This window comes from Streptomyces sp. NPDC014861, from assembly GCF_043081625.1.
Classification (GTDB): domain Bacteria; phylum Actinomycetota; class Actinomycetes; order Streptomycetales; family Streptomycetaceae; genus Streptomyces.
This window is the reverse complement of sequence record NZ_JBIBWV010000027.1, coordinates 12,265-36,890: the sequence shown is the minus strand read 5'-3', so window position 1 is coordinate 36,890 and position 24,626 is coordinate 12,265. Positions and strand designations below refer to the sequence as shown.

Here is a 24,626-nt window from a genome sequence, read left to right as displayed (position 1 = left end):
CACCGTCCGCGACGGATTGGGACCGGGCGCACGCGCGTGCGTGGTTCGGGGGCCGGCTTCGGGGTGGGGTCCCCCGGGGACATCCGGGCGCACACGCGCGCGGGGCGACATCCGGGCGCATGCGCGTGCGGGGCGCGGGGCTCCGGAGCGGCCGCGCCTCAGAGCTTCTGCGAGCGGATGATGTCCTCCAGCGAGCCGCCCTGCGGGAGCGATCCGCCCGGCGTCAGCTTGTCGACGGCCTGCGGCAGCGACTGCGCGATCTCGTCGGCGGCCTGCTGCGGGGTGACCCCGGCGTCCTGGGCGACCTTCTGGAGGGTCTCGTCGGGCAGCGCCTGGGCGATCTGGGCGCCGTCGACGGGCTTGTTCTCGCCGGTGCCGATCCAGGACTGGGCCTGGTCGGCGAGGCCGGATCTGGTGAGCATGTCGAGGAGCCCGCCGAGCGGGTTCTGTCCGCCGGCCGCTCCGGCGCCCCCCGCCCCGCCGCCCTGGCCTCCCGCGAGGGCGCCGAGGAGGGAGCCCAGGATGCCGCCGGCGCCGCCGCCCTGGCCGTCGCCCCCGCCGAGCAGGGAGCCGAGGAGACTGCCGAGATCGTTGCCCGCCATGGTTCTGCCTTTCGTCCGGTTGAGGAACAGCCTCAATCTCACCCAGACCGGGGCATTCCGCCACCCGGGGGAGGCGCGGGGCACCGGGCGGGCGCAGCCGGGCGGTAGAAAGGGCGGATGCTGCTCCATGTCATTCCCTTCGGCGCGTGGGCCGAGTGGTCCGCGCACCCCGGTCTCCCCTACGCCCCGCCGTCGCTCGCCGCGGAGGGCTTCGTGCACTGCTCGCCGGACGAGCGGGCGGCGCTGGAGATCGCGGACGCCCGCTACCGGGACGTGCCGGGCCCGCTCCTGGTGCTGGTGGTCGACGAGACCCTGCTGTCCGGGGAGGTCCGCTGGGAGGGGTCGGAGGACCGGCTCTTCCCCCACGTGTACGGGCCGGTCGAGCGGTCCGCGGTGACCGCCGTCCTGGAGGTGCTGCGGGACGCGGACGGCCGTGCGAGGGAGTTGGCGCCCTGGACGTAGGGCGGGTCCGGCGTGTTGCGGGGGCGGCGCGGCGTACGGGGTGAAGCTGGGCCGTATGACTTCACGGACGACACCCCGCCGGACGGTCCTGCTGGCCGCGGCGGCGCTCACGACGGCGACCGCGGCGACGACCACCGGCTGCGGCTCCGGCGGCGACGGGGGTGACGGCGGCACGGAGTCGGGCGCCCCCGCCACCGGGGAGCCCACGGGCGGCGCGACCTCCGGTCCGGCCGGCACCCCGCTGGCGAGCACCTCGGAGATCCCGGTGGGCGGCGGCACGGTCTTCAAGGACCGCAAGGTGGTGGTGACCCAGCCGGTGGAGGGCGAGTTCAAGGCCTTCTCGGCGGTCTGCACCCACCAGAACTGCCTGGTGAACAAGGTGGCGAACGGCACGATCGACTGCCCCTGCCACGGTTCGAGGTTCGCCATCACCGACGGGGCGGTCGAGGCCGGTCCCGCACCGCGTCCGCTGCCCGCCGAGGAGATCACCGTCTCCGGGGAGACGATCAGCCTCGCGTAGCCTGGCCGCCATGGACATGTCCCCCGAGGCGCTGGTGCGCGAGCACACCGTCTACGCCTGTGTGATGGGCTCGCGCGCCTTCGGTCTGGCGACCGAGGAGAGCGACACCGACGCGCGGGGCGTCTACCTCGCCCCGACCCCGCTCTTCTGGCGGTTCGACAAGCCCCCCGCGCATGTGGAGGGCCCCGAGCCGGAGCAGTTCAGCTGGGAGCTGGAACGCTTCTGCGAACTGGCCCTCCGCAACAACCCCAACGTCCTGGAGTGCCTCCACTCCCCGCTCGTCACCCGCACCACCGCGTGGGGCGACGAACTCCTCGCCCTGCGCGGCGCCTTCCTCTCCCGGCAGTCCCACGGCACCTTCGTCCGGTACGCCGGGGGCCAGCGGCGCAAGCTGGAGGCGGACGTCCGCCAGTACGGGCACCCTCGCTGGAAGCACGCCATGCACCTGCTGCGGCTGCTGACCAGCTGCCGCGACCTGCTGCGTACCGGCGAGCTGCGGATCGACGTGGGCGAGGACCGGGAGCGGCTGCTCGCGGTCAAGCGCGGCGAACACACGTGGCCGGAGGTCGAGTCCTGGATGAACCGCCTCCAGGACGAGGCCGACGGCTCGCTCGCCGCCTCCCCGCTCCCGTCCGCCCCCGACCACGCGCGCGTGCAGGACTTCCTGGTCCGCGCCCGCCGCTCCTCGGCCCTCCTGGAGCTCTAGAGCGCGTCCAGCCGGGCCCGGACGACGAGGTCGTGCAGGGCGTCGGAGGCCCGGACCGCGTCCGGCAGCCCCGAGGCGGCCCGGGCGGCGTCGAGGACGCCGTGCAGGGCCTCCACCTCTGCCCGTACCTCCTCCGACGGCACGTCGGCGGCGCCGTGCTCGGCCGCGGTCTTCGCGGTGACCAGGCCGGGGATCCGCGCCGGGGCCTCCGGCACCTCCCCGACGAGGGTCGGCAGATGGGCCTGGATCTCGCCGGAGCGCATCAGGTGGATGCCGGTGAGCAGCGCCCGGTAGGTGTAGAGCAGCGGCTTCAGCTCGCCGCTCTTCTCGAAGAGCCGCCACTGGGTGGCGGCGAAGCCCCGGTAGTGGTGGGCGTGGTGGCTGGTGAGCACGCCGGGCACGAGGGCGGTCAGCTCGGCGTGGACCGGGGTGGTGTGCACGACCAGCGGGGAGGTGAGCTGCTCCAGGACGTAGCCGTTGCGGCGCAGCATCAGCCGGGCGAACTTGCGCAGGTCGTGCGTGACGAGGTCCATCTCGACGCCGTCCCGGTCCCACATCCGGTCCCGGGTCTCCTCGGGCTCGCGGAGCCCGACCAGCGCCTCCGCGGGGAGCAGGTGGACGCCGCGCAGGTCCACGTCGGAGTCGCGGGAGGGGAACCCGTACAGGTGGGCCCCGGAGACCGTGGCGAAGAGGAGGGGGTCCGGTTCCCCGGCCACCACGGAGGTCAGGTCGGCCTTGTGGGCCGCGAGGGTGAGCGTCATGGGCCCACAGCCTCCCAGAATCCGCTCACGCGTCCCAGAGGGCCCCGAGGGCCAGCAGCTCGTCCCGGTGCTCGATCCGCGCGGTCCACGCCTCGGGCCAGGCGGCGGCGCCGAGGTGGGCCCCGGCGAACGCGCCGGCGAGGGCGGCGATCGAGTCGGAGTCGCCGCGGGTGCAGGCGGCCCGGCGCAGGGCGGTCAGCGGCTCGTCGGGGAAGAGCAGGAAGCAGAGCAGCCCGGTGGCCAGCGCCTCCTCCGCGATCCAGCCGTCGCCCGTGTACGTACAGGGGTCGAGCTCCGGGTCGGCGGTGCGCTGCACGGCGTCGAGGCGTTCGAGCACGGCCAGGCACTCGTCCCAGCCGCGCCGGACGAAGTGCGCGGCGTCGGGGTCCTGGGAGCGGGTCCACAGGTCGCCGAGCCACCGCTCGTGGTACCGGTCGCGGTTCTCGTAGGCGTACGAGCGCAGCTGCCCGACGAGCCCGGTCGGGTCCGCGCCCCGGGCGAGCAGCCACACGGCCCGCGCGGTGAGGTCGGAGGCGGCGAGCCCGGTGGGGTGCCCGTGGGTCAGCGCGGCCTGGAGCTGGGCGGCGCCGGCGGCGGCCTCGCCGTACTCGCCCAGCAGCCCGAGCGGCGCGACCCGCATGTTGGCCCCGCAGCCCTTGGAGTGGATCTGGCTGGCGTCCTGCCAGCGGCGGTCCCCGTCGAGCAGGCCGCAGGCGCGCAGGCAGGTGTTGCCGGGGGCGCGGTTGTTGTCGGGCGAGTGGTACCAGGCGACGAACTCGCGGCGGAGCGTGTCGGCGAACCGTTCGGGGCCCGCCACCCCCCGATCCTGGACCTCGCGGAGGGCGCGGGCGACGGCGAGGGTCATCTGGGTGTCGTCGGTGATCCTGCCGTCCTCGGGGAGTGCCAGCTCGCGCCAGGGCCCGTACAGGCTGATGATCATCGGTACCTCGGAGAACTCCGTGCGGCGGCCCAGCGCGTCCCCCAGCGCCAGCCCCATCAGCGTCCCGGTGGCGGCCTGCTTGGTCGTGCGAGCGGTCGTGCGGATGGTCATGCGGATCGTCCTTCCGGTCGGAGCAGTGGCGGGTGGAGGGCCGTGGCCTCTCCCGCCCGGTAGAGCGCGGCCGGTTTCCCCCGTCCGCCGGTGCGGCGCGGCGGTCCCTCCACGGCCTCGACGAAGCCGGGCGTGGTGAGGACCTTGCGCCGGAAGTTGGGGCGGTCCAGCGGGACGCCCCAGACCGTCTCGTACACCTGCCGGAGCTCGCCGAGGGTGAACTCGGGCGGGCAGAAGGCGGTGGCGAGGCAGGTGTACTCCAGCTTGGCGCCGACGCGCGTGCGGGCGTCGGCGAGGATGCGGTCGTGGTCGAAGGCGAGCGCCGGGACCTCGTCGTAGGGAAGCCAGCGGGCCTCGGCGGCGTCGCCGCCGCCGCGCGGCTCGGGCAGGTCGGGGACGAGCGCCGTGTACGCGACCGAGACGACCCGCATCCTGGGGTCGCGGTCGGGTTCGGTGTAGGTGCGGAGCTGTTCGAGGTGGAGCCCGGCGACGGTGGCGCCGGACAGTCCGGTCTCCTCGGCGAGTTCGCGGCGGGCGGCGGTCCCGGCGGACTCGCGGGGCAGCACGAAGCCGCCGGGGAGCGCCCAGGCGCCCGCGTAGGGCTCCTGGCCGCGCTGGACGAGGAGGACGTGGAGCCGGCCGGCGCGGACGGTGAGGACGGCCAGGTCGACGGTGACGGCGAAGGGCTCGAAGGCCCGGGGGTCGTACCCCTCGGGGAGGTTCATCGGCGCTCCGGGAGGGGGTCGGTGAAGTGCCGGCCCTCGGCGAGCAGCGCGTCGACGGCGGCGACCGCGGTGGCGAGGCGCTCCTCGTGGGGTCCGGTGAGGACGACGGTGCGGCGGCCGCTGTGGGTGAGCTGGGTGAGGAAGCGGGCGGTCATCCAGGGCCGGAGGTGTTCGCCGTCGCGGAGCCCGTCGTCCTCGAAGTCGACGCCCCGGTGGTCGGTGAGCAGCCACAGGTGCTGCCGGCCCCGGGCGGCGATCTCGCCGGTGGCGGCGCTGGTGGTACCCAGGTAGCGCTCGTGCCAGATGGTGGTGGCGAAGGCGTCGGTGTCGCAGAGGAGGACGGGCGAGCCGTCGCGGGCGGCCTCCTCCTCCAGCTCGGCCTGGCGCTGGGCGATGACGGGGAAGTCGGAGGTGTGGAAGGCGACCTCGGACCAGTCGGCGCCGGGGCGCGTCGCCCGCAGTTCGGCGAGCTTGAGTTCGCTGTACTCGCGGCCGTACTCCGGGACGTACCGGGTGCGTGCCCAGACCCCGCCGCGCCGCCGGTAGTGGTCGGCGAGGGCGAGCGCCATGGTGGTGGTGCCGGTGGACTCGGCGCCGAGGACGACGACGCGACGGGTGAGCGCGGCCCGGACGGGCGCGGCGAGGAAGTCCCAGCAGCCCGCGAGGTCGGCGCGGACGGCGGTGCCGGAGACGGGGAAGGCGGCCCGGTCGGGGTCGACGAGGACGGACACGGCGCCGAAGCGGCGGGCGAGCTCCTCGCCGTACGGCTCCGAGGTGAAGACGGCGTCGACGGCCTCGGGGACGGCGGCCCGGAAGACGGCCATGTGGGCGTCCCAGACGGCGGGGTCGGTGAGGTCGACGGGGATGTCGTCGACGGTGCCGACGACGAGGGCGCCGGGGTGGACCTCCCGCATCCAGGCGACCCGCTCCTCCAGCGGCACGGACTCGGCGGAGGAGGCGCAGACGAGGACGGTGACGCGCGCGCAGTCCGCGAGGGCGCGGCGGACGAGATGGTGGTGTCCCGCGTGCGGCGGGTAGAACTTGCCGAGGACGAGGCCGTGGCCGTGGCGGGTGCTCACGCGGTCGCCTCCAGCGGGCGCCGTCCGGCGGCGAGGCCGCGGCTCCAGCCGCGCAGCCCGGCCACGCAGAGGGCCAGGAAGCCGACGTACAGCAGCGAGGTCAGGTAGAGGCCCTTGTGGGCGTACAGGGGGATGTAGACCACGTCGGCGGCGATCCACAGCCACCAGGACTCCAGGCGCTTGCGGCACTGGCCGTAGGTGGCCATGAGGGAGAGGCCGGTGGTGAGGGCGTCCCAGAAGGGGACGGTGGAGTCGGTGGCCCGGTCGAGCAGGAGGGTGAGGGCGAGGGTCCCCACCGTCCCCGCCGCGAGCAGCCAGGCCCACTCGGTGCGGGTCGTGCGCCGCACCGGCAGGGCCTCGGAGGAGCCTGGTCCACCCCCGTGGGTCCAGGTCCACCAGCCGTAGGCGGCGAGGACGATGAAGACGATCTGGAGGCCGGCGTCGGCGTAGAGGCCGGCCTGGGTGAAGAGCAGCACGAAGAAGAGGTTGTTGGCGATGCCGACCGGCCAGTTGGCGAGGTGCTGCCGGGCGACGAGCCAGACGCACAGGGCGCCGCTGCCGAAGCCGAGGAGCTCGGTCCAGGAGACCGGGGTGTCCAGCAGCGTGAAGAGCGGCCGCTGGAGGGGTTCGAGTACGTCCGCGAGGCTCACGCCCGCCTCCTTAAGAGTCACCTTGACTATAAAAGACGGCGAGGGCCGCGCACAAGAAGGAGAACGCGAAGGGCCCCGTCTCCGCGGCGCGGAGACGGGGCCCTTCCGGTCAGGAGGCGGGTCCTACAGACCGACTTCCTTCATCAGCATGCCGACCTCGGTGTTGGACAGGCGGCGCAGCCAGCCCGACTTCTGGTCGCCCAGGCCGATCGGGCCGAAGGCGGTGCGGACCAGCTTCTCGACCGGGAAGCCCGCCTCGGCGAGCATCCGGCGGACGATGTGCTTGCGGCCCTCGTGGAGCACGACCTCGACCAGGTAGTTCTTGCCGGTCTGCTCGACCACCCGGAAGTGGTCGGCGCGGGCGTAGCCGTCCTCCAGCTCGATGCCGTCCTTGAGCCGCTTGCCGACCTCGCGGGGCAGCGGGCCGGTGATGGCGGCCAGGTACGTCTTCTTCACGCCGTACTTGGGGTGGGTGAGGCGGTGGGCCAGCTCGCCGTGGTTGGTGAGCAGGATGATGCCCTCGGTCTCCGTGTCGAGCCGGCCGACGTGGAAGAGCCGGGTCTCGCGGTTGGTGACGTAGTCGCCCAGGCACTGGCGGCCGTCCGGGTCCTCCATGGTGGAGACGACGCCGGCCGGCTTGTTCAGCGCGAAGAACTGGTACGACTGGGTGGCGACGGTCAGGCCGTCGACACGGATCTCGTCCTTCTCCGGGTTCACCCGGAGGCCCTGCTCCAGGACGATCTCGCCGTTGACCTCCACGCGGGCCTGCTCGACCAGCTCCTCGCAGGCGCGGCGCGAGCCGTAGCCGGCGCGGGCCAGCACCTTCTGCAGCCGCTCGCCCTCCTGCTCGGCGCCCGGGAAGGTCTTCGGGGTCTTGACCTCGGGCTTGTTCGCGTACCGCTCGCGGTTGCGCTCCTCGGTCCTGGCCTCGTACTCGCGCGAGCGCGCCGGGGCCGTGCGGCCGCCGCCCCGCTGCGGCTGCTGCTTCGGGGACTGCCGGGGACCACCCTTGGCACCGCCGCGGGCGGCGTCGCCGCGCCCCTTGCGGGGGGCCGAGCCGCCCTTGGCGCCGTCCGAGGGCATGCTCACGTCGTAGCTGCGCTCCTCGGGGCGGGCCTTGCGGGGGCGGCCGGCGCTCTGGCCGCGCTCGTCGCGGCCGTTGCCCGCGCCCCGGTAGTTGTTGCCGCGGCCGCCGCTCTTGGCACCACGGCTCCCGCCGTTGCTTCCGCTGTTCCTGCCGCTGCTGCTTCGCATCACGCTTCCGTCGTCTCTTCGTCCGCTGTTTCGTCCCTGTCGGGATCGAACGACGGAACGCCTTCCAGGGAGTCCGGCTCGACCGCGTCCACCTCCGGGAGGAAGGGCGCGAGCTCCGGGAGCTCGTCCAGGCCGCGCAGGCCCATCCGCTCCAGGAAGTAGTTCGTCGTCCTGTACAGGATCGCACCTGTTTCGGGTTCCGCGCCCGCCTCCTCCACCAGACCGCGCTGGAGGAGGGTCCGCAGCACGCCGTCGCAGTTGACCCCGCGGACGGCGGAGACCCGGGAGCGGCTGACCGGCTGGCGGTACGCGACCACCGCCAGGGTCTCCAGGGCGGCCTGGGTCAGCCGGGCCTGCCGGCCGTCCAGGACGAAGGCCTCGACGGCGGCGGCGTGGGCGGGGCGGGTGTAGTAGCGCCACCCGCCGGCGACCCGGCGCAGCTCGAAGCCGCGCCCGTCGGCGGTGTACTCGTCGGCCAGCTCGTGGAGGGCGTCGGCGACCTCGCGCGGGGTGCGGTCGAGGACCTGGGCGAGGTGGGCCTCGCCGGCGGGCTCGTCGACGACCATGAGGACGGCTTCGAGGGCGGGCTTGAGGTCGCTCATGAGGGCTCCGGTGCTTCCTGGTCGAACTCGGCCGTGACGCGGGTCTCACCGTCACCGCCGGTCCAGGAGACCGTGAGCGCGCCGAGCGGGTCCTCCTGGTCGAGGGCGACGGCCTTCTCCCGGTAGAGCTCCAGGAGGGCGAGGAAGCGGGCGACGACGGTGAGGGTGTCCTCGGCGTCCTCGACCAGCTCCCGGAAGGAGGCGGTGCCCCGCTCGCGCAGCAGGGCGGCGACGATCCCGGCCTGCTCCTGGACGCTGACCAGCGGGGCGTGGATGTGGTCCACGTAGACCTGCGGCGCGGCCTTGGGCTGCATGGCCTTCACGGCGAGCTTCGCGAAGCCCTCGGCGCCGATCGAGAGGACGACCTCGGGCAGCAGCTCGGCGTGGTGCGGCTCCAGGCCGACGGTCCTGGGGTGACGGCGGCCCTCCGTCTCCCAGCGCTCGGCGAGGAGCTCGGCGATGCGCTTGTACGCGCGGTACTGGAGGAGCCGGGCGAAGAGCAGGTCGCGGGCCTCCAGGAGGGCGAGGTCGGCCTCGTCCTCCACCTCGGCGGCGGGCAGCAGCCGGGCGGCCTTGAGGTCGAGCAGGGTGGCGGCGACGACCAGGAACTCGGTGGTCTGGTCGAGGTCCCCGTCCGGCCCCAGGTTCCGGAGGTGGGCCATGAACTCGTCGGTGACCTGGGAGAGGGCGACCTCGGTGACGTCCAGCTTGTGCTTGGTGATCAGCTGGAGCAGCAGGTCGAACGGCCCCTCGAAGTTCGCGAGGCGCACCGTGAACCGCCCGTCCCCGGCCTCGCCGCTCCCGGGCGCGACTCCGCCCGCGGACTCGGCGGCGGGGTCTGCGGTGGGCTCCGCGGCTGGTTCCGGAGCGGGCTCCGGGGCTGTTTCCTGAGCGGGGTCCGCGGCTGCTTCCGGAGCGGGGTCCGCGACCGGCTCCGTGGCGGGGTCCGTGACCGGCTCCGTGGCGGTCCGAGGCGCGGCGCCGGCCACCGGCCCGGCCTCCGGCGCCTCGGCCCGATCGGCCTCCGGCATTCCGGCCGGTCCGGCCTCCGGCACCTCCGCCGGTACGGCTCCGGGCAGGCCGCCGCCCCGTCCCAGCGCGCGGCGGCGCGGTGGGCGGGACGTTTCGTCGGCGGGCGGACGCATCGGGGGCGGTTCCAGGGGTACGGGGGCGGTGCCGCCCGCAGGCTACCCTCAGCGGCCGCGCAGACGGCGGACGAGGATGCTCGCGTCGCCGCGGGACTCCAGGTCCGCCAGGACCACGGCGACCGCCTCGCGGACGATCCGCCCGCGGTCGACGGCGAGACCGTGCTCGCCGCGCAGCACGAGGCGCGCGTGCTCCAGGTCCATCAGCTCCTCGGCGGAGACGTAGACCGTGATCTTCTCGTCGTGGCGCTCCCGCCCGCTGGGGCGCCGGTTGGTGGCGCGGCCCCGGCGCCGTGCGGGCGCCGCCGCCTGGGCGGGCTGCTTGGCGGGGGCGGGCTGCTGGGCGGGGACCGACTCGGCCTCCCGGGCGCGCGGCCCGTCCGCCTCCGACTCGGCCGCGGCGTGCTCGGCGGAGCCGGCGGCACCGCCGTCCGCGCCGGCCGCCGTGTCGCTCTCGCCCGCCGGAGCGGGAACGGTTCGGCGGGGCGAGGACGACTGCAGCGCCATCCCCCCGGTCGTACGGAAGAGTTCGTCGGCTCCGGGCAGACTCACTCGGCGTGACACCGGGCGAGCACCTCCCTGGCGAGCTGGCGGTAGGCGGCGGCGCCCACGGAGTTGGAGGCGTACGTGGTGATGGGCTCGCCGGCGACCGTGGTCTCCGGGAAGCGCACCGTCCGGCCGATCACCGTGTGGTACACGTGGTCGTCGAAGGCCTCGACGACCCGCGCGAGCACCTCGCGGGAGTGCACGGTCCGGGAGTCGTACATGGTGGCGAGGATGCCGTCGAGCTCCAGCTCGGGGTTGAGCCGCTCCTGCACCTTCTCGATGGTCTCGGTCAGCAGGGCGACACCGCGCAGCGCGAAGAACTCGCACTCCAGCGGGACGATGACCTTGTGGGCCGCCGTCAGGGCGTTCACGGTCAGCAGGCCGAGCGAGGGCTGACAGTCGATCACGATGTAGTCGTAGTCGTTCATCAGCGGCTTGAGGGCGCGCTGGAGCGTGGACTCGCGCGCGACCTCGGAGACCAGCTGCACCTCTGCGGCGGAGAGGTCGATGTTGCTCGGCAGCAGGTCCATGTTGGGGACCGCCGTCTTGAGCAGCACCTCGTCCGCCGACATGCCCCGCTCCATGAGCAGGTTGTAGACGGTGAGGTCGAGCTCCATCGGGTTCACGCCGAGGCCGACCGACAGGGCGCCCTGCGGGTCGAAGTCGACGAGCAGCACCCGCCGTCCGTACTCGGCCAGCGCGGCGCCCAGGTTGATGGTCGACGTGGTCTTGCCGACGCCGCCCTTCTGGTTGCACATCGCGATGATCTTGGCGGGGCCGTGGTCGGTCAGCGGGCCCGGGATCGGGAAGTACGGCAGCGGCCGTCCGGTCGGGCCGATCCGCTCGCGGCGCTGGCGGGCAGCGTCGGGCGCGAGGGTGGCCGCGTACTCCGGGTCGGGCTCGTACTCGGCGTCGGGGTCGTAGAAGTGCCCCTCGGGCAGCTCGTCGTAGGCGGCGAAGTGGGTGGACTCTCGGCCCATCTCGTTGCCGGCCGTGGCGTTCACGTGTAGGCCGTCCATCGTCTTCAGCGTGTGGGTTGTCGTCATGGGCTGGTGCGTCGCGAAGGTCCGCACCGCGACGGAGCCGACCGGGGCACCTGGCGCACCGCTCCCGGGAGTAAATGTCGACTCATTCACAAGTCGTCTTACCTCCTTGGATGTGACCAGGAACATTTATCGATCTGTCAGCGTGGCACCATGCCGACGGTTGGCGACTCTATGGCGTGTCACCGGTCCGCAGCAACACAATCGCCCGGACCCGGCCCGTTGTGTCGGCAACCGAACACGCCTCTGTCAAGGGCGCGCGGCCACGCATCCGCACGTTTCAGGGGTGTGCGAAACGGTTAAAGGGTTACGTTCGACGCGAGTTGACCGAACGTTTTGGCGTGGCCGGAGACACAGCCGGCCGGACCTTGTCGAACAAGGTCCGGCCGGGTGTGTGACATTGACGGTGGGGTTGACGGGGCCGCCCGTCGGACCGCCGGTGGGGCGCCCGAAGGTCAGCCGACGAGGGTGCTCAGCTCGACGTGGTCGTAGCCGTGCGCCTCGGCGACCTCCTTGTAAACCACCTTGCCGTCATGGGTGTTGAGGCCCAGGGCGAGGGCGGCGTCGCGGCGGACCGCCTCGACCCAGCCGTTGTTCGCCAGCGACACGATGTAGGGCAGCGTGGCGTTGGTGAGGGCGTAGGTGGAGGTGTTCGGGACCGCGCCGGGCATGTTGGCGACGCAGTAGAAGACCGAGTTGTGGACCTGGAAGGTCGGCTCGGCGTGGGTGGTCGGGTGCGAGTCCTCGAAGCAGCCGCCCTGGTCGATCGCGATGTCGACAAGGACACTTCCGGGCTTCATCTTGGCGACGAGCTCGTTGGTGACCAGCTTCGGGGCCTTGGCGCCCGGGATGAGGACGGCGCCGATGACGAGGTCGGCCTCGACGACGGCCTTCTCCAGCTCGTAGGCGTTGGAGACGATCGTCTGCACCTTGGTGCCGAAGACCTTGTCGGCCTCGCGGAGCTTGTTGATGTCGCGGTCGAGCAGGGTCACGTGGAAGCCCATGCCGACGGCGATCTGGGTGGCGTTCCAGCCGGAGACGCCGCCGCCGATGACGACGGCCTTGCCGGCGTGGGTGCCGGGGACGCCGCCGGGGAGCACGCCGCGGCCGCCGGCCGAGCGCATCAGGTGGTAGGCGCCGACCTGCGGGGCCAGGCGGCCCGCGACCTCGGACATCGGGGCGAGCAGCGGGAGCGCGCGGTTCGCGGTCTCGACCGTCTCGTACGCGATGGCGGTGGTGCCGGACTCCAGGAGGGCGTCCGTGCACTCCTTGGAGGCGGCCAGGTGCAGGTAGGTGAAGAGCGTCTGGTCCTTGCGGAGGCGGTGGTACTCCTCCGCGATCGGCTCCTTGACCTTGAGGAGCAGGTCGGCGGTGGCCCAGACCTCGTCCGCGGTGGGGAGGATCGCGGCGCCCGCGGCGACGTACTCCTCGTCCGTGATCGAGGAGCCGACGCCGGCGTTCTGCTCGATGAAGACCTGGTGGCCGTTGCGGACGAGCTCGTGGACACCGGCGGGGGTGATGGCCACGCGGAACTCGTTGTTCTTGACCTCGCGGGGGATGCCGACCTTCATCGTCGATCACGGTCCTTGAATCAGGGGGGATAACTGGTGCACTGCCATACATACCCGGATGCACTGCGGCACACCGAGGCAGACCACGTTCGAACGCGGCGGAACCAGTCTAATGAAGGAGTTCCCGCTGTCTAGCCTTTCAAAGTACTAATCTTCTGCGGACCCACTGCGGATTTCGTAGGCAAAGCCTTCCGTTTCCAGCAGACGATCAGCGGCAGCACGGTGCAGCCGGGCCGCGGCGGGGTCGCCGAGCCGGTCGAGGGTGTCGGCGAGCCGGAGCTGGAGCGCCGCCTGGAGCCGGGTGTCCTGGGCCCGACGGGCCCACTCGACCGCCTCCTCACAGGTCCGCAGCGACTCCTCGGGCCGCCCCGCGTACTCCTGCACACGCGCCGCCTCGCTCAACGCCCGCGCGTGGCCCGGGAGATCACCGAGCCTGCGGTATCCGGCCGCGGCCGCCCGCCAGTGCCGCAGCGCCTCCCCGTACCGCCCGGCATAGGTCTGCACGGCGCCGAGGCGGGCGTACAGGCGTGCCTGGTCGGCCCGCTCGTCATGGGCGAGGCGCTGGGCGAGAGCGCGGCCGTACCAGTCGCCGGCCCGCTGCCAGTCACCCAGCTCCTGATAGCTCCCTCCTACGGATTCCATTGCGCGACCGGTGGCGTACGGGTCATTTGCTTGCCTTCCGGCCTCCCATGCCAACCGATATCGCAGCAACGCGTCCTTCGCGCGACCGGTCCGGGCATCGAGGTCGCCGAGGTTCAGGAGGGCGGCCGCCCGCTCGCGGTGCAGCCCGCGCCGCTCGGCGACGTCGAGGACCAGCCCGTGCAGCCCGTAGAGGTCGGGTGCGGCGGCCTCGGCGCCGCCGTGCGCGGTGAGCGCCCGCACCAGCGAGGCGATGAGCCGGCGGGCGAGGGTGTCCAGCTCCCCGTCGGCGACGGCCAGCCGGGCGCAGGCGAGCAGCGCCGGCCGGCGCGCGGTCAGCCACCGGGCGGCGTCCTCGGGGGCGGGGAAGCGCAGGGCGCGCGGCAGGCCGGCGAGCCTGCGCCGGGCCGGGGAGCCCTCGGCCTCGGTGACCGCGCGGCAGGACTGGAGGAGCCGCACGGTCCGCTCCAGCATCCGGGCCCGGGCGAGCTGCACCTCGGCGGGCCGGTCGTGCTCCTCCAGCTGGGCACGGAGCAGGGGGACGAGATGGCCGGGGGCCTCGTACTCCCCGTCCCCGGTCTCGGTGACCAGGCCCAGGCGGGCGAAGTCCGCGAGGGTGGCCGCCGCCGCCGAGACCGAGCAGCCGGCGAGGGCGGAGGCGGTGTGGGCGTCGGCCCGGCCGAGCGGGGCGAGCGCCAGGTAGCGCAGTATCCGGGCGGCCGGCTGGGGCAGCGCCTGGTGGGCGAGGAGGAAGGTACGGGTGAGGGGGTCGCCGTTCAGGCCGCGGAGGCGTTTGGCGAGGTCGGCGACGGAGGTCTCGGGCCGGCCGGCCAGCCAGCCGCCGGCCAGCACCACCGCGCCGGGCAGCCCGCCGCACTCCTCGACCAGTGCCTCCGCGGCCTGCGGGTCGACCGTGATGCGGACCGAGCCGGTGGCGGAGGTCAGCAGCTCGATGGCCGACTTCGGGTCGAGCCCGCCGAGGGTGCAGGGCCGTACGTCCGGGATCCCGGTGAGCGGCCCCCGGGCCACCGCGACGACGAGGGCGTCGGGGTTGTCCGGAAGGAGCGGGTCGGCCTGTTCGGCGTCGACGGCGTCGTCGAGGAGCAGCACCGCCCGGCGCCCGCGGAGCGCCTCGCGGACCAGTTCGGTCAGCTCGTCCTCGGCCGCGCCGGGCGGTTCGGCGACCCCGAGGCCGCGGAGGAGTTCGCGGGCGGCCCGGGCGGTGGGGACGGGCTCGCCGCCGGGCTCGGTGAGCCGGACGCGGTGGATCCCGTCGGGGTAGCGGCCGGCGACCGAGGCGATCAGTTCCTCGGCGAGCGCGGTGCGGCCGGAGCCGGGTCGGCCCGCGACGAGGAGGACGCGGGCGCGGGGCTCCTTGCGGCCGGTGAGGGTGTCCAGGCCGGTCCGCTCGATGTCGGCGCGGAGGGCCTTCAACTCCCGCTGCCGGCCGTAGAACTGCCGGCTGCCGGCCGCTGCCACCGCCTGATCCGTCACGGGCCACACTCCCGTCCACCTGCGCACGAGCCGATCCCGCGGGGGACTCCGCACGGGCGTGTACGAGCGTAGTTCAGCCCCTGCCGCGGACCCGGCGGAGCGCGGCGGGCACATCCCCCGATCGGATCAGCAGACAGTCACACCGGCCTGCCGTCTCGGTCGGGGACGCGGTCCGCCGGGGCGGGTGACCCATGCCCGGCGGACCGCGAGGGACGCGGGCGGGTGGCCCATCCCCCGGCGGACCGCGAGGGGCGCGGACGGGTGGCCCACGCCCCGGCGGACCGCGAGGGGCGCGGGCGGGTGGCCCATGCCCCGGCGGACCGCGAGGGGCGCTACGCCTCGAAGGGGCGGGCCGGCCAGGGCGCGTCCGCCGGGCGCAGCGCGTCGAGGCCGTCGCCCGCCCGTGCGGCGACCAGCGACAGCACGCCCACGACCAGGCAGTTGTTGTGCAGCTCGCCGGCGAGGACCCCGCGTACCAGCTCGTCCAGCGGGACCCGCGCGACCTCCATGTCGGCCTCCTCCTCGGAGACCTCGTACCGCTCCCCCTCCGCCTCGGCGAGGTCGCGCGCCAGGAAGATCCGCACGGCCTCGTCGCAGCCGCCCGGGGTGGTGTAGACGTCCGTGAGGACCCGCCACTCGCCCGCCTTGGCGTGCGCCTCCTCGTACAGCTCGCGCTGGGCGGCGTGCAGCGGGTTCTCGCCGGGCACGTCGAGGAGGCCCGCCGGGATCTCCCACAGCTTCTGCCGCACCGGGTGGCGGTACTGACGCAGCACCAGCACCCGGTCCTGGTCGTCCACGGCCAGCACGGCCACGGAGCCCGGGTGGACCTGGTAGTCGCGCCGGACGACCGAGCCGTCCGGCATCACCACGTCGTCCGTGCGGACACTCGTCTTCTTGCCCGTGAAGGGGGTCGTGGTCGCGGCGACCCGCCACTCCTCCGGGGTGTCCTGCACCTGCATCGGTAGTCCTCCCACATACGAAAGCCGGGGTACGGGTCCTCGTGCGAGAACCCGTACCCCGGCTACGTTAACGCTCCGTACTACTTGGCCGTCTTGCGCTCGACGGCCGCCTTGACCAGGCCCGCGAAGAGCGGGTGCGGGCGGGTCGGGCGGGACTTCAGCTCCGGGTGCGCCTGGGTGGCGACCAGGTAGGGGTGGATCTCCTTCGGGTACTCGACGAACTCGACGAGCTTGTTGTCCGGGGAGGTGCCGGAGAAGACCAGGCCGGCCTTCTTCTCCAGCTCGGCGCGGTAGGCGTTGTTCACCTCGTAGCGGTGACGGTGGCGCTCGTCGACGTACGGCTCGTCGGCGTAGGCCGCGCGGACGACCGAGCCCTCGGCGAGCTTCGCCGGGTAGAGGCCCAGGCGCATCGTGCCGCCCAGGTCGCCGGCGCCCTCCACGTAGGCGAGCTGCTCCTCCATCGTGGAGACGACGGGGTGCGCGGTGGCCGGGTCGAACTCGGTGGAGTTCGCCTCGGGGATGCCCGCCAGGTTCCGGGCCGCCTCGATGACGATGCACTGGAGGCCGAGGCAGATGCCGAGCAGCGGCACCTTGTTCTCGCGGGCGTACTGGATGGCGCCGACCTTTCCGGACACACCGCGGTCGCCGAAGCCGCCGGGGATCAGGATCGCGTCGCAGTCGCCGAGCTGCTTCTCGGCTCCGGCCTGGGTCTTGCAGTCGTCGGAGGCGACCCACTTGACCTTGACCCGCGCCTTGTTGGCGAAGCCGCCGGCGCGCATGGCCTCAGTGACCGACAGGTAGGCGTCGGGCAGGTCGATGTACTTGCCGACGAGCGCGACGGTGACCTCGTGGTCGGGGTTGTGGACGCGGTCCAGGAGGTCCTCCCAGACGGTCCAGTCCACGTCGCGGAAGGGCAGGTCGAGCTTGCGCACCACGTAGGCGTCGAGGCCCTCGGAGTGCAGCACCTTCGGGATGTCGTAGATCGACTTGGCGTCGATGGCGGCGACCACGGCGGCCTCGTCGACGTCGCACATCAGCGAGATCTTGCGCTTGATGGCGGTCGGGACCTCGCGGTCGGCGCGCAGCACGATCGCGTCGGGCTGGATGCCGATGTTGCGCAGGGCGGCGACCGAGTGCTGGGTCGGCTTGGTCTTCAGCTCGCCCGAGGGGCCGATGTAGGGCAGCAGCGAGATGTGCACGACGAAGACGTTGTCGCGGCCGACCTCGTGGCGGACCTGGCGGACGGTCTCCAGGAAGGGCAGCGACTCGATGTCGCCGACGGTGCCGCCGACCTCGGTGATGACCACGTCGACGTCGTCGGTCGCCATGCGGCGGATCCGCGACTTGATCTCGTTGGTGATGTGCGGGATGACCTGCACGGTGTCGCCGAGGTACTCGCCGCGCCGCTCCTTGGCGATGACCTGCGAGTAGACCTGGCCGGTGGTGACGTTGGCCGAGCCGTCGAGGTCGACGTCGAGGAAGCGCTCGTAGTGGCCGATGTCCAGGTCGGTCTCGGCGCCGTCGTTGGTGACGAACACCTCACCGTGCTGGAAGGGGTTCATCGTGCCCGGGTCGACGTTGAGGTACGGGTCGAGCTTCTGCATCGTGACCCGCAGGCCACGGGCCTTGAGGAGCGCACCCAGGCTGGAGGCGGTCAGGCCCTTGCCGAGGGAGGAGGCGACACCCCCGGTGACGAAGATGTGCTTGGTCGTCGTGGTGTTGGGCGGCATCGCCAAGAGGGGGCTCCCGTGGTCGCGTTCTGGAGGTGCGAAGCGGCTGGTCCTCCGGGAGAATCGGGGGTGCCGTCGCTGCGGTTTCGGGGGTTTCGGCTGGCGCCGTTTCCCACCGGTCCACGGGGTACCAGGGTATCAGTGACATCAGGAGACCGCTTCCGGCCACACGGTCGGCACACCGGTGGACCGCGCGGACCGGCCCCCGGCGGGGCCGTCCGGGGGATCGCGCGGACGGCGGGATTCCGCCCGGGCGGGCCGACGGGCCGGGCGCGGACCCGCCCGCCGCACGGACCGGAAGCGCCACGCGCACGGGGCCGCAACCGCCCCGGCGCACGGGATCGGAAGCACCCCGGCGCACGGGACCGGAAGCGCCCGGCGCACGGGACCGGAAGCGCCTTCCGGACCGGGTCGCCGCCGGGGACGCGGCCGGGCCAGGGGCAGGGAGGAGGCCGAGGGGAAACGTTCGGGCAAACGTCCGGGGAACACCCTGTTCACCCGAGTGGAGCAGCGCGTTACCCTGGCGATCATCACGATCACTAGGGTGCGGACCATCCCGCCCGGCCACGTTCCGGGCGGCCGGCCGACGGCACCACCCCCGCCCGTGGATCCGGACCGGGAGCCGTGTCGCCTCCCCTCGACCCGCTGTCGGAGCCGGCCATCCCGCACACTGGCACCGCGGGCACCTCTCGCAACTCGCAAGCATTGCTGCACGCGCCCCGAGGGGCGGACAGGCCGTACGACTGGAGTGAAGCACGTGGCCGGGCGTATCGAGGATTACGCACTCATCGGAGACATGCAGACCGCGGCGCTGGTCTGCCGGGACGGCAGTGTCGACTGGCTCTGCCTCCCCCGCTTCGACTCGCACGCGGTCTTCGCGGGGCTGCTCGGCACCGAGGAACACGGCTTCTGGAGAGTCGGCCCGGCCGGCCCCGCCGAGGCCGAACCCGCCCCCGCCGACCGCCGCCGCTACCGGGGCGACTCGCTGGTCCTGGAGTCCGAGTGGGACACCCCGCGCGGCACGGTCCGGGTGACCGACTTCATGCCGCCGCGCGACGGCGCGCCCCAGCTGATCCGGATCGTGGAGGGGATCAGCGGCCGGGTGCCGATGCGCTCCGCCCTGCGGATGCGGTTCAGCTACGGCCGGATCGTGCCCTGGGTCCACAAGGTCGGTGACCGCACGGTCGCGGTGGCCGGACCCGACTCCGTCTGGTTCGACACCGAGGCCGAGACCCACGGCGAGGACCTCACCACGTACTCCGAGTTCACCGTCACCGCCGGCGAGCGGATCGCCTTCACCCTCTCCTGGCAGCCCTCGCACAAGGAGCCGCCCGCGCTGCCGGACCCGGAGGGCTCGCTCACGGCGACCACCGACTTCTGGCGCGACTGGGTGGCGCACTGCACGTACCACGGCCCCTACCGGGAGGCCGTGGTCCGCTCGCTGATCACCCTGAAGGCGCTCACGTACGCGCCGACCGGCGGGATCGTCGCCGCGCCGACCACCTCGCTGCCGGAGGAGATCGGCGGCGTGCGCAACTGGGACTACCGCTACACCTGGCTCCGGGACGCGGCCATCACCCTGTCCTCGATGCTGCGCACCGGCTACCGCGAGGAGGCCCGCGCCTGGCGGGACTGGCTGCTCAGGGCGGTCGCCGGCGACCCGGAGAACCTCCAGATCATGTACGGCATCGCCGGCGAGCGGGAGCTCGGCGAGGCGGAGCTGGACTGGCTGCCGGGGTACGAGAACTCCGGCCCGGTCCGGGTCGGCAACGGCGCCGCGAACCAGCTCCAGCTCGACGTGTACGGCGAGGTCACCGAGGCCCTCCACCTGGCCCACATGACCGGCCTGTCCCGCAACGACTACGCGGCCCTGCTCCAGATCAAGCTGATCAACTACCTGGAGAAGAACTGGAACCAGCCCGACGAGGGCATCTGGGAGGTCCGCGGCCCGCGCCGGCACTTCACCCACTCCAAGGTGATGGCCTGGGTGGCGGTGGACCGCACCATCAAGCTGATCGAGTCCGGCGACGCGGACGGGCCCCTCGAGCGCTGGCGCGAGCTGCGCGACGAGATCCACCGGGACGTCTGCGAGAAGGGCTACGACAAGGAGCGGAACACCTTCACCCAGTCGTACGGCTCCAAGGAGCTGGACGCCTCGCTGCTGCTCATCCCGCAGATGGGCTTCCTCCCGCCGGACGACAAGCGGGTGATCGGCACCATCGAGGCGATCCAGCGGGAGCTGTCCACCGAGGACGGCTTCGTGCTGCGCTACCCGACGGCCGGCGAGGAGGCGGGCGTGGACGGCCTGGAGGGCGACGAGGGCGCGTTCCTCGCCTGCTCCTTCTGGCTCGCCGACGACCTGGCGATGATCGGCCGGGTCGACGAGGCCCGCACCCTCTTCGAGAAGCTGCTCTCGCTCCGCAACGACCTGGGGCTGCTCGCCGAGGAGTGGGACCCGCGGCTCCAGCGGCAGGTGGGCAACTTCCCGCAGGCGTTCAGCCACGTGCCGCTGATCGACACCGCCCTGCGGCTGACCGCGAGCGGCGCCTACGGCGGCTGAGCGGCCGAGCGGCAGGCCCCGGGGGCCGGACCTACCATGAGAGTGTCCCGGCCCCCGTACGAAAGGGGGCGCCCGATGGCTCCCCGCTTCCACGTTCCGGACACCGCCCTCGCCGGCCTCCGCGAGGACCTGGCGGGTGAGGTCCTCGTCCCCGGCGATCCCGGCTACGACGAGGCCAGGCTCATCCACAACGGCATGATCGACCGCCGGCCGGCGGTCATCGCCCGGTGCACGAACCGGGCCGACGTGGCCAACGCGATCCTCTTCGGGCGGGAGACGGGGCTGACCGTCGCGGTGCGCGGCGGCGGACACAGCGTCGCCGGCACCTCCGCCGTCGACGACGGCCTGGTGATCGACCTGCGCCCGATGCACGCCGTGGTCGCGGACCCCGAGCACATGACCGTACGGGTCGGGGGCGGCGCCCTGATGAGCCACCTCGACCGGGCCACCCAGCCCTTCCACCTGGCCACCACCGGCGGCAGGGTCTCCACGACCGGCGTCGCCGGCTTCACACTGGGCGGCGGCTCCGGCTGGCTGGAGCGGAAGTTCGGGCTGGCCTGCGACAACCTGCTCGCCGCCGAGCTGGTCACGGCCGAGGGCAAGCACGTCGTCGCGAACGCCGAGGAGAACCCGGAGCTGTTCTGGGCGCTGCACGGCGGCGGCGGCAACTTCGGCGTGGCGACCTCGCTGACGCTGCGGCTGCACGAGCTGCCCACGATGAGCTTCGCGCTGATGCTCTTCCCGCCGCGCTCCGGGCCCGACGTGGTCGACGCCTACCGGACGATGCTGGAGACCCTTCCGGACGAGGCGAGCGGCGGCGTGCTGTACTTCCCGGCCCCGCCCGAGCCCTTCGTGCCGCCGCACCTGGTCGGCGAGCTCGTGGTGGCCGCGCTGGTCACCTTCGCCGGGCCGGTGGCGGGCGTCCGGCACCTGGCGGCCCCGCTGTCCGCGCTGCGGCCGGTGGTGGAGCTCGTGCAGGAGATCCCCTACGCGGACCTCCAGTGCATGCTGGACGACCCGCCAGGGCTGCGGAACTACTGGTCGGCGGAGTATCTGGGGTCGCTCCCCGACGAGGCCGTGGACGTCTTCTGCGCCCGCGGGGAACGGATCCCGGCCGGGACGGCCACCCAGCACGTGCTCTTCCCGCTGGGCGGCGCCGCGGCCAGGGGAGCCTCCGACCACCCGCTCCCCTGGCGTACCGCCCCCTGGGTCGTCCACCCCTTCGCCACCTGGGAGGACCCGGCGCTCGACGGGGCCGCGATCCAGTGGGTGCACGACGTGCGGACCGACATGCGGCCGTGGACGACGGAGGCGGTGTACCTCAACTTCATCGGCGCGGAGGGCGAGCAGCGCGTGGTCGCCGGGTTCGGCGCCGACAACTACGCCCGGCTCGCCGCCGTGAAGGCCGCCTACGACCCGGACAACGTCTTCCGCCTCAACCACAACATCACCCCGGCCGCCGCGGCCTGAATCCCCCCGAGACGGGGTGACGCAGGACACAACTGACAGCCGGTCACGCAATTCCTGTCACGACACGACGAGTTGTCGCCGCCCTGTACGAAGGGTCCGGTCCCGTGACCATCAGGTGATACCGGGGGAACACCACGGGCGATACCGTCCGCCCATGGACACGCAGGGCGGCATCACCGTACAACGGGCACTCGAACTGCCGGGGCTCCGCAGTGGTCTCCCGGAGGTCGTCGCCGGCGCCGACCGGCTCCAGCGGAACGTGCGGTGGGTGCACGCGGGCGAGGTGCCCAACATCGCGTCGCTGCTGAAGGGCGGCGAGCTGCTGCTGACCACCGGTCTCGGCCTGGGCACCCGCCCGGCGGAGCAGCGGGCCTTCGTACGGCGCCTGGCCGACCGGGGCATCGCGGCCCTGGTCGTCGAGCTCGGCCCGCGCTTCGCCCGCCTCCCGGCGACGATAGTGGAGACCGCCCGCTCCGCAGGGCTGCCGCTGGTCCAGCTCCACCGCGAGGTGCCGTTCGTCGCGGTCACGGAGGAGATCCACACCGAGATCGTCAACGGCCACTACGCGCTCCAGCGGCAGGCCGAGGAGGTCCACCGGCAGTGCACCGAGGCGCTGCTCGGCGGCGGCGGAGTGCCCCAGGTCCTCCGGATCCTCTCCGACTTCGCCGCGAACCCGGTCTTCCTGGAGACCGCCGACGGACAGCTGCTGTACGCGGCGGGCACCGAGTCGGGGCCCGCCGACCCGCTCCAGGTCTGGGACGGGCTCCGCGGCCGGCGCGCGGCCCGCGAGTCCGGCCCGCCGACCGGCACGGTCCTCGTCGACGTCCCCGGTGGGGGCTCCCCCCGGCCGAAGGCGGGCGGCGGCACCGCCACGGGCTCGGTGCGGGCCCGGCTGGTGCTGCTCGCGGTCTCCGGCGCCCTCTCCCCCGTGCACCGGATGGCCGCCGAGCGTGCCGCGGGCCTGCTCGCGGTCGTCCTCATGCAGGCCCGGCAGGAGGAGGAGCTGGCGGCCCGCGGCCGCGGCGACTTCCTCACCGACCTCGCGGAGGGCCGGATCACCGCGGAGGCCGCCCCGGCGCAGGCCCGCGTCCTCGGCTTCCGGCCGGGCGACGGCCCGCTCCTGCCCGTCGTCATGCGGCTCGCCCCCGAGCTCTCCCCCTCCGGCGGCTGGGCGCTGCTCGCCCGCGCCGTCCACGAGGAGCTCGCCTCCGTCGGCGTCCCGGCGCTCCTCGGCGTCCGCCCCTTCGAGGGCCGGGTCCCGCTCCTGCTGGGCCTGCGCTCCGAGTCGGAGCGGAACGCGGTGGCCGACCGGGTCGCGGCGGCGCTGCGGGCCGGGGTGGAACGGGCCGGCCTGGAGGGCGCCGGGACGCACCCGCCGGTCGTGGTGGTCGGCATGGCCGGCGGCTGGGCGGCGGCGTCGGCCGGACTGCGGCACGCGGCCGAGACGGCCACCGCGGCGCAGGGCCTGACGGACCGCCCCTGGTACGACGCCCGGCGCCTCGACATCGACCTGCTGCTGTGGCGGCTGCGCGACCACCCGGACCTGGCGGCGTTCGTCGACCGGGCGATCGGCCCGCTCCGCGACCACGACCGCGCCTCGCGCCCGCCGCTGCTCCCCACCCTGGAGACGTACCTGGCGCACGCGGGCCGCAAGGCGGAGACGGCCCGCGAGCTCCACCTCAACCGCCAGACCCTCTACAACCGCCTGGCCCGCATCTCCGAACTCCTCGGCACGGACCTGGACGACCCGCAGACGGTCCTGGCGCTCTCCCTGGCCCTGCGGGCCCGCCGCCACACCCCGTGAGTCAGCGGGCGCGGACCCGTCTGCGCACCCCGTGAGTCAGCGGGCGGACAGCTCGTCGTAGACGCTCAGGACGTGGGCGACGGTGTCGTCCTCCGTCGGCCACGTCCCGGCCTGGACGCGGCCCGCCGCCGCCAGGTCCATCCGCCGCTCCGCGTCCTCCAGGAGTCCCCGGACGGCCGCCGCGAGGGCGGCCGCGTCGCCGTACGGCACCAGCTCGGCCGCGTCGCCGACGAGTTCCGGCACGCCGCCGACGGCGGTGGCGACGAGCGGGACACCGAGCCGGAGCGCCTCCTGGGCGAGCAGGGAGCGGGCCTCCCAGCGGGACGGCAGGACGGCGATGTCGGCGGCGGCCAGCAGCTCGGCGACGTCGTCGCGGCGCCCGACGATCCGGGCGTCGAGCCCCTCGGCGGTGATCCGCCGCTGGAGCGCGGCCCGTTCCCGCCCCTCGCCGGCGATGACGAGCAGCGGCCTGGGGTCGAGTTTCCGCCACTCCCGGGCCGCGTCGAGCAGCGTCCCGTACCCCCGTCCCGGTTCGAGCGCGCCGACGGCCATGAGCAGCGGCCGGTCGACGGCTCCGAGCTCGGCCCGGGCCTTGCCGTCGTGGAGGCAGACGGGCCCGCGCGCGGCGGGCACGGTGACGGGGGCGAGCCGCGCGTCCCTGGCCCCGCGCCGCCGGGCCCGGTCGACGAGTTCGGACGAGGTCCCGAGGACGACGGCGGCGGCGCGCGCGGTGCGGCGCTCCAGGAGCCGTACGAGCCCTCCCATGGCCCCGTCGGTGTGCGGCCGGCCGTGCCAGGTGGTGACGAGCGGGGTGCGGGCGAGCCCGCCGCCGCCGGAGACGGCGAGCGCGGCGCGCACGGAGGCGTGCAGCCCGTGGGCGTGGACGACGTCGGCGCCGATGCAGGCGTTGCGGAGCACGCCGACGGTCGCCGGGTCGTTGCGGCGGGGCAGCGGCACGACGTGCGCGCCGACGCCGGAGTAGTCGTAGAGGCGGTCGAGTTCGGCCGGAGCGCACACGGTCACCCGAACACCCCTCGCCACCAGCCCCGAGGCGAGTGATCTGACGTGAGCGCTGCTGCCCGCGCTGCCGCCGCCCAGCACCTGGACCGTACGGAGCTGTGTCACGTGCCCAAGGATGCCAGCCCCGGCCGCCACCCGTACGCGCGTTCCGTCACCGATACCGCTTCGTGCCCGTGGCACCCGGGCCCGTGCCGCGTCGCCCCGCCCCCGACTTCACCCGTCCGAGCGAGCGC

22 protein-coding genes are annotated in these 24,626 nt (G+C 73.7%); 6 read left to right on the top strand and 16 right to left on the bottom strand.

The window, feature by feature from the left end; genetic code table 11:
• Positions 1–158 precede the first annotated feature (158 nt).
• Positions 159–602: a YidB family protein gene (locus ACF1BN_RS33020; protein WP_392335265.1), complete on the bottom strand. Its 444-nt coding sequence runs from the start codon at positions 600–602 to the stop codon at positions 159–161.
• 117 nt (positions 603–719) lie between these two features.
• Between ACF1BN_RS33020 and ACF1BN_RS33015 the strand changes: the two genes are divergently transcribed.
• The 3 genes from ACF1BN_RS33015 to ACF1BN_RS33005 are packed head-to-tail and all read left to right on the top strand — an operon-like array spanning position 720 to position 2,290.
• A complete protein-coding gene (locus ACF1BN_RS33015) occupies positions 720–1,064 on the top strand; it encodes a DUF952 domain-containing protein (protein ID WP_392335264.1) in 345 nt (114 codons plus the stop codon).
• A 55-nt stretch (positions 1,065–1,119) separates the two neighbouring features.
• Positions 1,120–1,584 (top strand): Rieske (2Fe-2S) protein, encoded by a 465-nt coding sequence (locus ACF1BN_RS33010; RefSeq protein ID WP_392335263.1) that lies wholly within the window; start codon positions 1,120–1,122, stop codon positions 1,582–1,584.
• A 16-nt stretch (positions 1,585–1,600) separates the two neighbouring features.
• Entirely contained in the window at positions 1,601–2,290 is a 690-nt protein-coding gene (locus ACF1BN_RS33005; RefSeq protein WP_392335330.1) for a DNA polymerase beta superfamily protein, read from the top strand.
• Here ACF1BN_RS33005 and ACF1BN_RS33000 read toward each other — a convergent pair.
• The 14 genes from ACF1BN_RS33000 to ACF1BN_RS32935 all read right to left on the bottom strand — a co-directional run bounded on the left by ACF1BN_RS33000 (position 2,287) and on the right by ACF1BN_RS32935 (position 17,539).
• Complete coding sequence (locus ACF1BN_RS33000; RefSeq protein WP_392335262.1) at positions 2,287–3,051, bottom strand: DNA polymerase beta superfamily protein; 765 nt, start codon at positions 3,049–3,051, stop codon at positions 2,287–2,289. The genes ACF1BN_RS33005 and ACF1BN_RS33000 overlap by 4 nt on opposite strands.
• 25 nt (positions 3,052–3,076) lie before the next feature.
• Entirely contained in the window at positions 3,077–4,102 is a 1,026-nt protein-coding gene (locus ACF1BN_RS32995) for an ADP-ribosylglycohydrolase family protein (RefSeq protein ID WP_392335261.1), read from the bottom strand.
• Positions 4,099–4,827, bottom strand: a complete 729-nt coding sequence (locus ACF1BN_RS32990; RefSeq protein ID WP_392335260.1) for an NUDIX domain-containing protein — start codon at positions 4,825–4,827, stop codon at positions 4,099–4,101. The genes ACF1BN_RS32995 and ACF1BN_RS32990 overlap by 4 nt, the downstream gene beginning before the upstream one ends.
• Entirely contained in the window at positions 4,824–5,906 is a 1,083-nt protein-coding gene (locus ACF1BN_RS32985) for an AAA family ATPase (protein WP_392335259.1), read from the bottom strand. Before ACF1BN_RS32985 ends, ACF1BN_RS32990 begins: the two co-directional genes overlap by 4 nt.
• Positions 5,903–6,556: a nicotinamide riboside transporter PnuC gene (gene pnuC, locus ACF1BN_RS32980; protein ID WP_392335258.1), complete on the bottom strand. Its 654-nt coding sequence runs from the start codon at positions 6,554–6,556 to the stop codon at positions 5,903–5,905. The genes ACF1BN_RS32985 and pnuC overlap by 4 nt, the downstream gene beginning before the upstream one ends.
• 123 nt (positions 6,557–6,679) lie before the next feature.
• The gene (locus ACF1BN_RS32975) at positions 6,680–7,810 is read right to left on the bottom strand and encodes a pseudouridine synthase (protein ID WP_392335257.1); all 1,131 of its coding nucleotides are present in this window, start codon (positions 7,808–7,810) and stop codon (positions 6,680–6,682) included.
• On the bottom strand, positions 7,810–8,412 hold the full coding sequence (scpB, locus tag ACF1BN_RS32970) for an SMC-Scp complex subunit ScpB (protein WP_392335256.1): 603 nt from the start codon (positions 8,410–8,412) through the stop codon (positions 7,810–7,812). Before scpB ends, ACF1BN_RS32975 begins: the two co-directional genes overlap by 1 nt.
• Positions 8,409–9,557 (bottom strand): segregation and condensation protein A, encoded by a 1,149-nt coding sequence (locus ACF1BN_RS32965; protein ID WP_392335255.1) that lies wholly within the window; start codon positions 9,555–9,557, stop codon positions 8,409–8,411. The genes scpB and ACF1BN_RS32965 overlap by 4 nt, the downstream gene beginning before the upstream one ends.
• Positions 9,558–9,605: 48 nt before the next feature.
• A complete protein-coding gene (locus ACF1BN_RS32960; protein WP_392335329.1) occupies positions 9,606–10,109 on the bottom strand; it encodes a hypothetical protein in 504 nt (167 codons plus the stop codon).
• Positions 10,106–11,149 carry a ParA family protein gene (locus ACF1BN_RS32955; protein ID WP_226651714.1) on the bottom strand — a complete coding sequence of 348 codons (1,044 nt, stop codon included), beginning with the start codon at positions 11,147–11,149 and terminating at the stop codon, positions 10,106–10,108. Before ACF1BN_RS32955 ends, ACF1BN_RS32960 begins: the two co-directional genes overlap by 4 nt.
• Positions 11,150–11,601: 452 nt before the next feature.
• The gene (gene ald / locus ACF1BN_RS32950) at positions 11,602–12,717 is read right to left on the bottom strand and encodes an alanine dehydrogenase (RefSeq protein WP_392335254.1); all 1,116 of its coding nucleotides are present in this window, start codon (positions 12,715–12,717) and stop codon (positions 11,602–11,604) included.
• Between the two features lie 147 nt (positions 12,718–12,864).
• Positions 12,865–14,850, bottom strand: a complete 1,986-nt coding sequence (locus ACF1BN_RS32945) for a tetratricopeptide repeat protein (RefSeq protein WP_392335253.1) — start codon at positions 14,848–14,850, stop codon at positions 12,865–12,867.
• Positions 14,851–15,182: 332 nt separating this feature from the next.
• Positions 15,183–15,809, bottom strand: a complete 627-nt coding sequence (locus ACF1BN_RS32940) for an NUDIX domain-containing protein (RefSeq protein WP_392335252.1) — start codon at positions 15,807–15,809, stop codon at positions 15,183–15,185.
• Between the two features lie 80 nt (positions 15,810–15,889).
• Positions 15,890–17,539, bottom strand: coding sequence for a CTP synthase (locus ACF1BN_RS32935; RefSeq protein ID WP_392335328.1), 1,650 nt, complete (start codon positions 17,537–17,539; stop codon positions 15,890–15,892).
• 757 nt (positions 17,540–18,296) lie between these two features.
• Here ACF1BN_RS32935 and ACF1BN_RS32930 point away from each other — a divergent pair.
• The 3 genes from ACF1BN_RS32930 (at position 18,297) to ACF1BN_RS32920 (ending at position 23,373) form a co-directional block, all read left to right on the top strand.
• Positions 18,297–20,099 carry a glycoside hydrolase family 15 protein gene (locus ACF1BN_RS32930; protein ID WP_392335251.1) on the top strand — a complete coding sequence of 601 codons (1,803 nt, stop codon included), beginning with the start codon at positions 18,297–18,299 and terminating at the stop codon, positions 20,097–20,099.
• Positions 20,100–20,174: 75 nt separating this feature from the next.
• Positions 20,175–21,569 (top strand): FAD-binding oxidoreductase, encoded by a 1,395-nt coding sequence (locus ACF1BN_RS32925; protein ID WP_392335250.1) that lies wholly within the window; start codon positions 20,175–20,177, stop codon positions 21,567–21,569.
• Positions 21,570–21,723: 154 nt separating this feature from the next.
• Positions 21,724–23,373, top strand: coding sequence for a PucR family transcriptional regulator (locus ACF1BN_RS32920; protein WP_392335249.1), 1,650 nt, complete (start codon positions 21,724–21,726; stop codon positions 23,371–23,373).
• Positions 23,374–23,409: 36 nt separating this feature from the next.
• Here the strand turns inward: ACF1BN_RS32920 and ACF1BN_RS32915 are convergent, their stop codons facing one another.
• Positions 23,410–24,498 (bottom strand): glycosyltransferase family 4 protein, encoded by a 1,089-nt coding sequence (locus ACF1BN_RS32915; protein WP_392335248.1) that lies wholly within the window; start codon positions 24,496–24,498, stop codon positions 23,410–23,412.
• Positions 24,499–24,626: the final 128 nt, after the last annotated feature.